The sequence below is a fragment of the Paenibacillus mucilaginosus 3016 genome, assembly GCF_000250655.1.
Classification (GTDB): Bacteria; Bacillota; Bacilli; order Paenibacillales; family NBRC-103111; genus Paenibacillus_G; species Paenibacillus_G mucilaginosus.
The window spans coordinates 8,453,344-8,465,908 of the sequence record NC_016935.1 but is presented as its reverse complement, the minus strand read 5'-3'; the positions used below and the strand labels follow the sequence as shown (position 1 = coordinate 8,465,908).

The 12,565-nt window shown below is 62.3% G+C and carries 9 protein-coding genes and 1 pseudogene; 5 read left to right on the top strand and 5 right to left on the bottom strand.

The genetic code is table 11. The features are described from left to right. Window positions 1-23: 23 nt before the first annotated feature. On the top strand, window positions 24-1,565 hold the full coding sequence (locus PM3016_RS35445) for an MDR family MFS transporter (protein WP_014372631.1): 1,542 nt from the start codon (window positions 24-26) through the stop codon (window positions 1,563-1,565). Window positions 1,566-1,777: 212 nt separating this feature from the next. Here PM3016_RS35445 and PM3016_RS39035 read toward each other — a convergent pair whose 3' ends face one another. Both PM3016_RS39035 and PM3016_RS35440 read right to left on the bottom strand, forming a co-directional pair. Then, window positions 1,778-1,942 carry a hypothetical protein gene (locus PM3016_RS39035; protein WP_014372630.1) on the bottom strand — a complete coding sequence of 55 codons (165 nt, stop codon included), beginning with the start codon at window positions 1,940-1,942 and terminating at the stop codon, window positions 1,778-1,780. After that, the gene (locus PM3016_RS35440) at window positions 1,929-2,093 is read right to left on the bottom strand and encodes a hypothetical protein (protein WP_014653061.1); all 165 of its coding nucleotides are present in this window, start codon (window positions 2,091-2,093) and stop codon (window positions 1,929-1,931) included. The genes PM3016_RS39035 and PM3016_RS35440 overlap by 14 nt, the downstream gene beginning before the upstream one ends. Window positions 2,094-2,335: 242 nt before the next feature. Between PM3016_RS35440 and PM3016_RS35435 the strand changes: the two genes are divergently transcribed. After that, window positions 2,336-3,670, top strand: coding sequence for an MFS transporter (locus PM3016_RS35435; protein WP_014372629.1), 1,335 nt, complete (start codon window positions 2,336-2,338; stop codon window positions 3,668-3,670). Window positions 3,671-3,848: 178 nt separating this feature from the next. Here the strand turns inward: PM3016_RS35435 and PM3016_RS35430 are convergent, their stop codons facing one another. Next, window positions 3,849-6,722: a transglycosylase domain-containing protein gene (locus tag PM3016_RS35430; RefSeq protein WP_014372628.1), complete on the bottom strand. Its 2,874-nt coding sequence runs from the start codon at window positions 6,720-6,722 to the stop codon at window positions 3,849-3,851. A gap of 393 nt (window positions 6,723-7,115) precedes the next feature. Further along, window positions 7,116-7,574: a hypothetical protein gene (locus tag PM3016_RS35425; protein WP_013921329.1), complete on the bottom strand. Its 459-nt coding sequence runs from the start codon at window positions 7,572-7,574 to the stop codon at window positions 7,116-7,118. Between the two features lie 371 nt (window positions 7,575-7,945). Between PM3016_RS35425 and PM3016_RS35420 the strand changes: the two are divergent. Together PM3016_RS35420 and rluF are read left to right on the top strand one after the other, a co-directional pair. Beyond that, window positions 7,946-8,702 (top strand): annotated as a pseudogene (locus PM3016_RS35420) (SDR family oxidoreductase). A 138-nt stretch (window positions 8,703-8,840) separates the two neighbouring features. Beyond that, window positions 8,841-9,545: a 23S rRNA pseudouridine(2604) synthase RluF gene (rluF, locus tag PM3016_RS35415; protein ID WP_013921327.1), complete on the top strand. Its 705-nt coding sequence runs from the start codon at window positions 8,841-8,843 to the stop codon at window positions 9,543-9,545. 2 nt (window positions 9,546-9,547) lie between these two features. Here rluF and PM3016_RS35410 read toward each other — a convergent pair whose 3' ends face one another. Continuing rightward, window positions 9,548-10,240, bottom strand: a complete 693-nt coding sequence (locus PM3016_RS35410; protein ID WP_014372626.1) for a response regulator transcription factor — start codon at window positions 10,238-10,240, stop codon at window positions 9,548-9,550. Window positions 10,241-10,390: 150 nt separating this feature from the next. On the opposite strand from PM3016_RS35410, the gene PM3016_RS35405 reads away from it, so the two are divergent. Next, on the top strand, window positions 10,391-12,532 hold the full coding sequence (locus PM3016_RS35405; protein ID WP_014372625.1) for a sensor histidine kinase: 2,142 nt from the start codon (window positions 10,391-10,393) through the stop codon (window positions 12,530-12,532). The last annotated feature ends 33 nt before the right edge of the window (window positions 12,533-12,565 follow it).

Sequence of the window (12,565 nt, the reverse complement as noted above, 5' to 3'; positions counted from 1 at the left end):
AAGTGGAAAGGAAGTTGAATGCAATGGGTACTGGGCAAAACAAAACGGGTGTCGTCGTCGCCGGACTCCTGCTCGCGATCCTCATGGCCTCGATGGACAATACGATCGTGGCCACCGCGATGGGGACGATCGTCGGCGAGCTGGGCGGCCTCGACAAATTCGTGTGGGTAACCTCCGCGTATATGGTGGCGGAGATGGCCGGCATGCCGATCTTCGGCAAGCTGTCCGATATGTACGGCCGCAAGCGGTTCTTCGTGTTCGGGGCGATCGTGTTCATGGCGGGTTCCATGCTGTGCGGGATCGCGGATACGATCGTGGAGCTGAGCATCTACCGGGCGATTCAGGGGATAGGGGGCGGCGCGCTCATTCCGATCGCCTTCACGATCATGCTGGATGCGGTGCCGCCGGAGAGCCGCGGCAAGCTGGGCGGGCTGTTCGGTGCCGTCTTCGGCATGTCGAGCATCTTCGGGCCGCTGCTCGGAGCCTACATTACGGATTACATCAGCTGGCACTGGATATTCTACATCAACCTGCCGCTCGGGCTGCTCTCCTTTTTCCTGATCGCGTTCTTCTATAAGGAGTCGCACGAGCACTCCAAGCAGCGCATCGATTGGGCGGGTGCGGTCACGCTGGTCGGAGCGATCGTCTGTCTGATGTTCGCTCTGGAGCTGGGCGGCAAGCAGTATGCCTGGGGATCCCCGCAGATTCTCGGCATGTTCGCCGGATTCGCCGTCCTGACGGCCGCGTTCCTCTTCGCGGAGTCGCGTGCCGAGGAGCCGATCATCTCCTTCAGCATGTTCCGCAGCCGTCTCTATGCGACAAGCAACCTGATCGGCATGCTGAGCGGAGCGGCGTTCATTACGGCCTCGGTGTATATTCCGATCTTCATTCAAGGCGTGCTCGGGGGCAGCGCGACGAACTCGGGGCTCGTGCTGCTGCCGATGATGCTCGCTTCCGTAGTCACGGCGACCGGCGGCGGTTTCCTGATGAATAAGCTGCCGTACCGCTCCATCCTGCTGCCGACCCTGGTGATCCTGGTTGGAGGCCTGGCGCTGCTGACGACCTTAACGCCGGAGACCTCCCGCCTCATGGTGACGCTGTATATGATTCTGGTGGGCCTCGGGATCGGTGCTTCCTTCTCGGTCCTCGGCAATGCGGCGATCCACCCGTTCTCGGCGAAGCAGCGGGGGGCGGCGAGCTCCACGCTCAATTTTCTCCGGTCGCTGGGCATGACGCTCGGGATTACGGTCTTCGGGATCATCCAGAGCCATTCGCTGACGGGCCGGTTATCCGATGCATTCTCCGCCGGCGGGGGAGGAGGGGCGGGCATGCCTGCGGGTCTGAACTTCAGTGATCCGCATGCGCTGCTCGATCCCGCGGCACGCTCCGGACTCCCGGCGTCCGTGCTGGGGCAGATTGCGCAGGCCCTCTCGTCCTCCATTGCGCTGACGTTCGCCTTGGCGCTCATCCCGGCTGTGCTGGCCTTGGTCACGGCCTTCCTGATGAGCCGGGAGCAGCTCGATCCGGCTGCCGAAGGGCATGGAGCCGCAGCGGCTTCCCACTAGAGCGGCGGGTTGGCGTTGGCGGCTGCAGGCCGGTCCAACCGCTGCGTAACGCAGGAAGGGCCGCCGCTTACGACAGACCCAAACGGCCTTGGGCGGCAGGTGTGCCGAACAGTGTAAGGCACAACGAAGAAGAGCCCGCGTCGAATCTCACGCGGGCTCTTTCCTTTGTTCAGCCCAATCCCCGGGACCGGAGTCACAGGAGGGGGCCAAGATCAATCTTGAGGCGTCCGGTCCAGGTAAAGACGCGTCACCTGGGTGGACTCCCCCTGGGAGACCTCGCTCTCCGAGGCTTTCTCCTCGAGCGGGTCGTGGGTATTCATCCCCGGAGCGATGGTAGGCTCATCCTGTTCGCGGGAGCTGCCGTTATGCCTCGCCATCCGGCTCCTCCCCTTTCTTGGAATAAGCGATCAGGGTGATCTCGCTGCCGGTCATCCGGGCGAGCTTCGATTCGGCCTCCTGGATGATGTCCACCACTTGGGTCTGTTCGGTCAGCGGTGCGATTTGATACGCATTCGTTTCGATTTTCATCGGTGCGTTCCTCCGGATTCGGCATGGAATCAAGCTGAGCAGCATATAGGCTGCTCCTGCGGATTATTGTCCCCCGGTGTCTGGTGAAGCATTCCAGCCGGCAAATCGTGCAAGGGCTGTGGGGTTGGAAAAAATATACACAGGCCATGGATAAAGGTAACATGGTGTGGTATATTCATCGTGTTATCTGGTGCGGGTCCGGATGCGGGATCCCGCAGATCAAGAAGAGGGAGGGGACCTCATTGCAGTGGAACCGTTTATCCGTCATGGCGAGCATCGTCATGGCGGTTCTGATCTCATCGATGGATACGACGATTATGAATACGACCATGCCTCTGATCGCGGCGGAGCTTGGGGATGAGAAGCTGTACGCCTGGAGCTTCGCGTCCTACATGATCCTGTGCACGATCGTCACCCCGCTCAGCGGACGCATCTCGGACAGCTTCGGCCGCAAGAAGGTGCTGTCGTTCGGCATCCTGGTCTTCCTGCTGGGCTCCCTGCTCTGCGGGACGGCGGATACGATGCTTGAGCTGGTGCTGTACCGCGGGGTACAGGGCATCGGAGCGGGAGCGATGATTGCTTTTCCGGCGATTATTGCAGGCGATCTGTTCTCGGTGGAGGCCAGGGGGCGCATCCAGGCGTTCTTCACCGGCATGTGGGGGCTGTCCGCCGTACTGGCGCCTCTGCTCGGCAGCCTGTTCATCGAGGAGCTGACGTGGCGCTGGATTTTTTATATCAATGTCCCGATCTGCCTGGCTTCTCTGCTGCTTCTCATCCCTTATAAGGAAAGCTACGAACCGAAGAAAAGCACGATCAACTGGGGCGGCGCGCTGCTCTTCGGTCTGGCGGTGGGGCTGCTGCTCATGAACACCGTAGTCACGCAGGGATATCTGCTGTATACCGCAGCGGGGCTGTTGTTCCTGGCCTTGTTCGTATGGAACGAGCGGAGGCATCCGTCGCCGATCGTCCCGGTGGTGCTCCTCCAGAACCGCCCGGTGGCCTGGATGAACCTCAACGGCTTCCTGACCTGCGCCGCCTTGTTCGGCACCTCGAGCTACATCCCGTATTACCTGCAGCAGCACGGGTATTCCCTGTTCGTCAGCGGCCTCGCCCTGCTCGGCATGTCGGTGGGCTGGGTGCTCATGGGGGTTCCGGCGGGACGGTGGATTCTGCGCTACGGCTACCGCCCGCTGCTCGTAATCGGCAACCTGATTCTCGTCCTCTCGGGGCTCCTGCTGCTGTTCCTGCCGGAGGAGGGCGGATTCTTCTACGTCAACGTGATCATGGTGCTGCAGGGCCTGGCGTACGGCCTGCTCGCCACGGTATCGGTCATCGGGGTGCAGCAGCTGGTGGCCGCCGACCAGAAGGGCATCTCCACGTCGCTGCAGGTGTTCGCCCGCAATATCGGTACGGCCGTCGGGGTAACGGTCATGGGCGGTCTGCTGACCGGGGCGCCGGCCTTCATGACCGGCATTCACCGCCTCTTCCTGTACGGCTTCATCGTGGCCTTGGCGGCGCTGGGTTCCACGGTATTTCTCTTCATGGGAAAAGAGCAGACGGCGCCGCAGGCGGGATAGGGTGTACGGGAACCGAAAGAGGACTTCCACTTCGTGTGGAAGCCCTCTTGGTTTAGCTGCTCGATTGGAGCCGGAAGTGTTGAAATCCTATGAGTCCCGTACTCCCGGCCTCCTATCCCACGGCGCGGCAATCAGAGGCCTATCATGAGACACTCCTGCAGCTATGAAGCGGACGCGGCTATTCGTCGCGATTGCCGCCGAGCCAGTCTTCGATTTTTTGGCGGAGTTCTTCCTGCTTCTCGGCAGCCTTGCCGCGCGCCTTCTCCCGTTCCTCCTCCCGCTTCTTGGCCTCGTCCTCCCTGCGTTCCCGCTCTTCGCGTTCCTTGGCGGCCTTCTCTTCCGCTTTCTTCCTGGCCTCTTCCTGGGCCCGCCGGATCTCTTCGGGCACCGGGAAGCCGGAGACGGGAACGCCCTGAAGCGAGCGGGTCATGATCTCGCGGAACAGGGTCGCCGGCACGGAGCTGCCGGTGGTCAGGTAATGCGTCTTGTCGGTCTTGTCATAGCCGACCCAGACGGCCGCCGTCAGCTCCGGCGTGAACCCGGCAAACCAGGCGTCCTTGGATCCGTTCGTGCCGATGGCCTGGAACTCGGGGGTCGCCGGCAGCTGGGTGGTGCCGGTCTTGCCTGCCGTCGGCCGGCCTTCCAGGGCGGCTGCCTGCCCGGTCCCCGATGGGGAGAGTACGCCCTGCAGCAGGGTGGTCATCACATAGGCGTTGGCCGGCGACGTAACAGTCGTCTGCTGCGGAGCGGCCTCGACCAGCTTCTGCCCGTCCTTCGTTGTGATTTTGACGATGGCGTGGGCCTGGTGCAGGACCCCTTGGTTCGCAATGGAGCCGTAGGCCTGGGCCATCTGGAGAGGGGATACGCCCTCGGACAGCCCGCCCAGGGCGAGACTCAGGGTCCGGTCTGCGGCCGGCAGGGTGATGCCCGCACGCTTCACGTAGTCGAGCCCGGCGTCGATGCCGATCTCATTGAGCAGCCAGACGGCGGGAATGTTCCAGGAGCGCATCACTGCTTCCTGGAGCGACACCTGCCCGCGGGTGCGGCCATCCCAGTCGCGCGGCTTGTAGCCGCCGATGTCCAGCTCGCCGTCGTACAGCACGGACTCCGGCGTATAGCCCCGCTCCAGGGCGGGCCCGTACACGGCCAGCGGCTTGAACGAGGAGCCGGGCTGCCGCTTCAGCTCCGTCGCCCGGTTGAAGCCGCGGTACACGGCCTTGCCCCGGCCGCCGACGATGCCCTTGATCAGGCCGGTCTTGTGGTCGACGACCACCGCGCCGCTCTGGACGGGCTGATCGCCCTGGCTGGCCGGGAAGAGGGAGTCATCGGCATAGACCTGCTCCATCGCCTGCTGCACCTTGAGGTCCATGCCCGTATAAATGCGCAGGCCCATAGTCAGCACCTGCTCTTCGGTGAAGCCGTACAGCCGCTGGGCTTCGTCCATGACGTAATCGACATAATGGGCATGGCGGCCCTGAAGCGAGTCCTCGGCCTTCGGCGGCGAGAGCTTGATCGGCTTCGCCACCGCCTGCGCGTAGGCGGCCTCGCTGATGAAGCTCTGCTCCTTCATCAGGGAGAGAACCAGGTTGCGGCGCTCGAGCGATTTGTCCGGATTCTTCATGGGAGAGTAGGTGGTCGGCGCCTTCGGCAGCCCTGCGAGCAGAGCGCACTCCTCCAGCGTCAGATCCTTGACGCTCTTGCCGAAGTACTGCTGCGCCGCACCTTCCACGCCGTAGCGGCCTTCGCCCATATAGATGCTGTTGAGATACAGCTCCAGGATCTCATCCTTGCTGTACGTAAAATTGATCTTGATCGCGTAGCCAAGCTCCTTGATCTTGCGGGTCAGCGTTTTGTCCGACTCAAGGAACAGGTTCTTCGCCAGCTGCTGGGTGATCGTGCTGCCGCCCTCCTTCATGGAGCCGGCTTGCAGGTCCCGCAGCAGCGCCCGGGAGATCGACCAGAGGTCGAAGCCCTTGTGCTCGTAGAAGCGCCGGTCCTCTACGGCGATCACCGCATTGCGCAGATTCTCCGGCACCTGGGTGAGCGGCACGGGGACCAGCTTCGAAGAGGAGAGCTGGGCCACGCGCTCGCCGTTCACGTCGAGCATAAAGCCCGGCTCGGGCAGCGGGTGTGACAGCTTGGAGATGTCGAGCCCGCGCACCCACGAGGCGGCCGCCGCGAGGCCGATCACGGCGGCGGCTGCCGCGCTGACCGACGCGACCACAAGCAGACGCTTGCGGCTCTTGGTCCTCGCGGCCGCCGGCGCGAGTGCTGCGGCGGACTCCGCGCGGGCCTGCCCGCCTGCGGCTGCTGCGGCTCCTGCGCTGTCAGCTTGTGCGCCTGCGTCACTGCCGGGCGAGCTGTGTACCTGCGCACCCGTGCCGTGAGGCTTGACGATCCCGCTGCCGCCCATCGAGCTTCGCTCCTTGGCAACTAGGCCTGGGCTGCCGACACGCCCGCCAGGCATCTTCGAACCGGTGCCGCGGTCCCAAGCGCTCTGCGCCTGGACGCCAGCGCCGTTGACCTGACCGTTCGCGCCGTGCCCCCGCATACGGTGAGCCTCCACACCCGCTTCGGCGGGCCCGCTGTTCAGCGCCGGATCTTCCTTCCCGCTGGTCGGAGTGCTCCTGGCACGGTCCCGCACCCCTTCCGCTTCGGTGCCCGTCTCAACGCCGCGCAGGTTCTGCGTCCCCGCGGTCGTTCTTTGGGCCTGCACGTTGTACGTCTCCGCATCTCTGCCGCCATCCCGCGAACCGTGCGGCTCAGTGTCAGCATCGCCGCTCCGCAGACCGTGCGTCTCTGCGTCCCCGCCGCCGTGCTGCCTGCTGCGCGCCTGTGTACCCGCACCGCCGCCCAGCGCACCGCGCGTGTCCGCGCCGGCTGATTCCGCCGGCGTCATGCTCTCGCTTGCACCTGCCGCATCGCCTGTATGCTCGGCGTGCACAGCCGCTTCGCGCCTTACGCCTGCCTTACCCCAAGCGGCCCGTGCCGCTTGAAGCGCCGCCCGGCCTTTGCCCGCCGGACCTTTATCTTTGGAAGAGCTCACGCTCATCGACCCCTTTCACAAACTGCGTGGCGGTTTCCATCCCGACCGGCCGCGCAGCATACCAATTCCTTGGCTAATCATAATGGATTCGTTGCGGCTGCTTGTTTTGCGCTGGTGGACATGTCAATCGATGGTACAATATCCGCCCAATTGCGCGCAAGCCGACTATGCTGCCCGCTCTCTTTAGGCATTAACCCATTTTATAGGTAGAGACTCCGCAGACTTTGCGCATATCCCGGATGGTTATCTGATGAAAACCATCACAAATGGCTGAGGCTGGGGGCGGAAATAGCGAAACAGCATTTGGAAGGCCGACAGCCCCGCGAACGCAAAAAAGCCCGGGCCGTTATCCGGCCGGGCCTGCTTCAAAATATAAAACTTACTATATCCTGCAAAGTTCTACTGAATAGGATCGGGAATCAGTCCGGCCTGGAGCAGCTTGGCGTTGGTCTGTACGCGGGCCATGGATTTCCCGAGCCTCTTCACTTCCTCTTCATTGGTGGCCATCATGCCGTTGAGCGCCCGGTCGATCGGCGTCAATCGGGAGCGGCCGGCCGTGCCTTCGAGGTACTGTACCACCTCGGACATCACCTGCTCGGCGGCCATCTCGACGGACATCGGCACATCGCCGGGTACGGCGAAGCCCGCTTCCCGGAGATCGATGAGGGTCTGCCCGTTTTCCTGCGTGTACGTGTACATGCGGTAAGGGTATTCCTTCAGCGAGGCATAGTCCCGGAACTTGATCTCATAGGCGGTGCCTTCACGGAGAGAGACTTGCGAGAATCCGAGCGTCGTCAGCGTGCGGTGGACTTGGGAGAACGGCTTCATGATCGTCGGCAGCGTCCGTTTACGTGTCATGGTCAACACTCCTTCGATTGGGTTAAGGGTGTGCCCCGCGGGCACGGGTACCGGCCATCCGTCGGGTGACTCCCGCCTAAGCGGGCCGAAAGGGAACTCCCCTTAGAGAAGGGGCACCACCGTTCACGCATCAGATTGCAGTGGATTCTTCGATAGAAAGCGCTTTCCGACAGCGCCCGCCTTTTCTGTCTGTACCTCTCCATTACCCGCTGCAGACAAGCCTGAAACAAGGAGCTGCCCACCGGATTGGAGGCGGTTCTCCATTTGCGGAGGGAGGCCTGCTTTCTATAGAATGGGATCAGAAGAGCGCTTGCGGCAGACGGTAATAAAAGAAAGCATATTGATCCAGGGAGATGAAAGGGAGGATGGCTATGCACTTGTCGGGCAATACGGTATTGATTACGGGAGGGGCATCGGGCATCGGGCATCGGGCTGGCCTTCGCCGAGCGGTGGATCCGGGCGGGCAGCAGCGTCATTGCGGTGGGACGCCGGGAGGAGAAGCTGCGCGAAGCGAAGGAGCGGCTGCCTGAACTGCATACGCGGGTATGTGACGTTACGGACGAGGCGGACCGGAAGGCCCTCTACGACTGGGCGGCAGCCGAATTTCCGCAGCTGAACGTGCTTGTGAACAACGCGGGCATCCAGTAGCGCGTCAACCTCCTGAACGCGCCTGAGGCGTGGGGCCACTACCGGCAGGAGCTGACGGCGAACCTTGATGCGCCGATTCATCTGTCGATGCTGTTTGCTCCGCACCTGGCCAAGCAGGACCGTCCGGCTATCATCAATGTCACGTCCGGGCTGGCATTTACGCCGATGGCGGGGGCGCCCATCTACAGTGCGACCAAGGCGGCGCTCCATTCCTTCACGATGAGCCTCAGGTATCAGCTGGCGCCGGCCGGCATTGAGGTTATCGAAGTGGCACCGCCGGCGGTGAACACCGATCTTGGTGGACCGGGGCTGCATACGTTCGGCGAGCCGGTGGATGCCTTCGCGGACGGGATCTTTCGGGGACTCGCCGAGGGACGCACCGAGATCGGCTACGGCCCTTCGGAGAAGTCGCTGCGGATGTCCCGCGACGAGATTGATGCGGCGTTTCAGGCCATGAACGACCGGATTTCCGGCCGATAGCCTCCCGCCCGCGGGCCGTCAAGACGAAAATCCCGGAACTGCCCTTTCTGGGCGGTCCGGGATTTTTTGGATTCAGGGTCCCCCATGCTATAATGTGGGGTAGAAAATAGGCCTATAGGCAGGCGGAGTGAACTTATTATGCGGATCAATAAATTCATTAGCGAAACGGGGCTGTGCTCGCGCCGGGAAGTGGACAAGCTGGTCGAAGCCAAGAGAGTGACGATCAACGGCAAGCCGGCCGAGCTCGGATCCCAGGTGGCGGAAGGAGATGAGGTGCGGGTCGACGGCCGGATCGTCAGTGCGAAGAAGCCGCATGTGTATATCGCCCTGAACAAGCCGGTCGGCATCACTTCGACGACCGAGCGCCATATCCGGGGCAACATCGTGGACTTCGTCGGACATAAGGAGCGGATCTTCCCGATCGGCAGGCTCGACAAGGATTCGGAAGGCCTGATTCTCATGACCAACGACGGGGATATCGTCAACAAGGTGCTGCGGTCGGAATTCGAGCATGAGAAGGAGTATATCGTGACGGTGGACAAGCCGATCACCCCGATGTTCGTGCAGGGCATGTCCGGCGGGGTGCATATTCTCGGCACGGTCACGAAGCCGTGCAAGGTCACGCGTCTGCAGGACCGTGTCTTCCGGATCGTGCTCACCCAGGGACTCAACCGGCAGATCCGCCGCATGTGCGCCGCCTTCGGCTATGAGGTGCGCCGGCTGAAGCGGGTGCGCATTATGAATATTCATCTGGGGGATCTGCCGGTGGGCAAGTGGCGCGACCTGCAGCCGGATGAGCTGCAGGTGCTGATGCGCCGCATCGGGCATGAAGCGGATGTTTAATCTTACACGTTGAACTTGTAACCGATCCCCCTTACGGTGTGGATGTATCTCGGATCGGCCGGATTGTTCTCAATCTTCTTGCGCAGATTGGAGATGTGAACGAGCAGCGTGCGGGTATCGCCGTTGCTGTCTACCCCCCAAGTCAGCTTGTAGAGCTGCTCGAGCGACAGAACCTTGCCGGGGGACCGGGCCAGGTGAAGCAGCAGGTCGAATTCCTTCGACGAGAGGGGAACGATGCTGCCGTCGACCCTGACGGTGCGGGAGAGCATGTCGATCTCCAGTCCCGGGAAGGTGAGGTGCTGGGAGTCTTCCTTGTGCTGCTCCATCAGGTGGCTGCGGCGCAGATGGGCTTTGACCCGGGCCACGAGCTGGCCGGGAGAGAACGGCTTCGTAATGTAATCGTCCCCGCCGATGCTGAAGCCGAGAATAATGTCCATGTCCTCGCTCTTGCAGCTCAGGAAGAGGATGGGGGTGTTGGAGCTCTTGCGCAGCTGCCGGCATACTTCGATTCCGTCCATCTCCGGCAGCAGGATATCGAGGATGACCAGATCGGGGCGGTGCTCCAGCGCCATGGCCAGGGCATCGGGTCCGTTCGAGGAGGTCAGCACCTCGTACCCTTCCTTTTTGAGATAAAGGGTAATGAGCTCCAGAATTTCCGCTTCATCGTCTACAACTAATATTTTTTCTCCAGGCATGCGTTTCTCCTCCAAGTGGTTCTATGTACAAGGCGCCCGGACCTGAGGTGCCGCTTGCAATCCTGTACGGAAATGGCGGTCGGATTCTAACTTGGATATTTCCAAATCCTGACGAGTGCGATACGATAGGATCAGGCGGCGGAAGCCCTCATGACAGCCAGAAGGAAAGTGGTACCGATCCTCAAAAACTACCTCTATTATAAAGGTTTTCTTAGCTTTTTTACCATAGTTTTGTTAATTCTTCTTGGCACGGGCTGCGGTGCGGCCGATCCGGGGCCAACCGCGGGGGGACCCCGCGCGGAGAACGGGATTCTCCGTCTGGACGGCCACCGGTTCGACCGGGACGGCAACGTAAGGCTCGAGGGGGAATGGTTCTTCTACTGGCGGAGGCTGCTGACGCCCCTCGAGCTGCTGTCGCCGAGCGCCGATACGCTGAAAGCCATGCAGACCATGGAACTGCCCGGGTTCTGGAACGGGCGGACGGTCAACGGGGAGGAGCTTGGGGGCAGCGGCTATGCCACCTACCGGATCAAGGTCAAGGTGGATGACCCGGTGAATCATCTGGCCCTGTACGTGCCGTCCGTACGGACAGCCTACAAGGTGTGGGTGAACGGGGGGCTGCTGGCGGAGGTCGGCTCGATCGGCATGGATCTGCAGTCCTCCGTGCCCCGCTACAAGGCGCAGGTGCTCAAGCTCGACAAGAGCGGCATGGGCACGCTCGATATCGTTCTTCAGGTGTCGAACTTCCATCACCGCCTCGGCGGGGTGCTGAGGCCGATCGAGCTCGGCTCGGTTGAAGGCATCCATGACCGCGTTTATCAATCGCTGGCCTTCGAGATGCTCATCATCGGCAGTCTGCTGTCAATGGGGTTGTACCACATCGGCCTGTATGCGCTGCGCCGCAAGGAGCGGGGGGCGCTGTTCTTCGGCCTCTTCTGTGTCTTGGTCGGGATCCGGGCGTCGCTGATCGGAAGCGTGGTGCTGCATTACTTCTGGAAGGACCTGTCATGGGTCACCGGCCTGCGGATCGAGTACATCTGCTTCTTCATCGGCGTGCCCGCGATACTGATGTTCGTGCGCTCACTGTATCCGCTCGAAGTGAGGCGGGAGGCGGTGCGGACCGCGCAGGGGCTCGGCCTCTTTTTCTCGGTCGCCGTCTTCTTCTTCCCCGCCCCGTGGTTCACCTACTTCATTCCCTTCTACCAGGGCATCACGGTCGTCGGCTGCGTCTACATGATGATGTGCATCGGGCAGGCGCTGGCGCGGCGGAGGGAAGGGGCGGTATTCGCCGTCGTGGGGGCGGGCTCCTACATTACCAGCGTCGTCATCGACATTCTGTATTACAACCAGTGGATCCGCTTCGGGGAAGTCTCCTCGTACGGCCTGCTCTTCTGCGTCTTCATGACCTCCTTCATCCTCAGCGCGAAGTCGGCCAAGGCCTACCGCTCTGTGGAGACCCTCTCCCGGCAGATGCGGGAGATGAACCAGGGGCTCGAGGAGAAGATCCGGGAGCGCACGGCCGAGCTGCAGCAGATCAACCGGAGTCTGGAGAAAATGAACGAGGACCTCGCCCGGATGGAGACGTCCCGGCGGCACCTGCTCAGCAACATCTCGCACGATCTCGGCACGCCGATGACGCTGATCCAGGGCTATGTGGAGGCGCTGATCGACGGCGTCGTCACCCAGCCGGACCAGCAGCAGAAGTACCTGAAGCTGATCCATGGGCGCATCACGGGCCTCAGCCGCCTGATCGCCGATCTGTTCCAGCTCTCGAAGCTGGAGGCGCGGCAGCTCGACTTCGATATCCGGCCGGTGCCGGCCGATGACTTCATCCGCTACTTCGAGGAGCGCTACGAGCTGGAGCTGGCGGGCGCAGGGCTGCGCTTCGAGATGATCTCCCACGTCATGAAGCCGGCGGACAGCGACCCGGCCTGGATCCGGGTGGATCTGGACCGGATCGACCAGGTGCTCACGAACATTATCTATAATGCCGTGAAGCATACGCCGGCCGGCGGGCTGATCCAGCTGCTCTTCATCGTGGACGAGTACTCGCTGGTCGTACAGGTGCAGGACAACGGCACGGGCATCGATCCCGAGGATCTGCCGTACATCTTCGACCGCTTCTACAAAAAGGACAAGTCCCGCAACACCGCCCGCGGCGGCAGCGGGCTGGGCCTGGCGATCGCCAAGGAGATCATCGACTACCACGGCGGCCGCATCTGGGCCCAGAGCATGGTCGGCCAGGGGGCTTGCCTGGCGTTCATGCTGCCGCTCGTCAATCCGGCCGAGTAAGAAGGCCGTGACGCGGCAGGCCGCCCGGTACTG

Coding starts and splice junctions, on each gene's coding strand:
- PM3016_RS35405 (WP_014372625.1), top strand. CDS start 10,391: ATGACAGCCAGAAGGAAAGTGGTACCGATCCTCAAAAACTACCTCTAT.
- PM3016_RS35430 (WP_014372628.1), bottom strand. CDS start 6,722: ATGAGCGTGAGCTCTTCCAAAGATAAAGGTCCGGCGGGCAAAGGCCGG.
- PM3016_RS39035 (WP_014372630.1), bottom strand. CDS start 1,942: ATGGCGAGGCATAACGGCAGCTCCCGCGAACAGGATGAGCCTACCATC.
- PM3016_RS35440 (WP_014653061.1), bottom strand. CDS start 2,093: ATGAAAATCGAAACGAATGCGTATCAAATCGCACCGCTGACCGAACAG.
- PM3016_RS35445 (WP_014372631.1), top strand. CDS start 24: ATGGGTACTGGGCAAAACAAAACGGGTGTCGTCGTCGCCGGACTCCTG.
- PM3016_RS35425 (WP_013921329.1), bottom strand. CDS start 7,574: ATGACACGTAAACGGACGCTGCCGACGATCATGAAGCCGTTCTCCCAA.
- PM3016_RS35410 (WP_014372626.1), bottom strand. CDS start 10,240: ATGCCTGGAGAAAAAATATTAGTTGTAGACGATGAAGCGGAAATTCTG.
- rluF (WP_013921327.1), top strand. CDS start 8,841: ATGCGGATCAATAAATTCATTAGCGAAACGGGGCTGTGCTCGCGCCGG.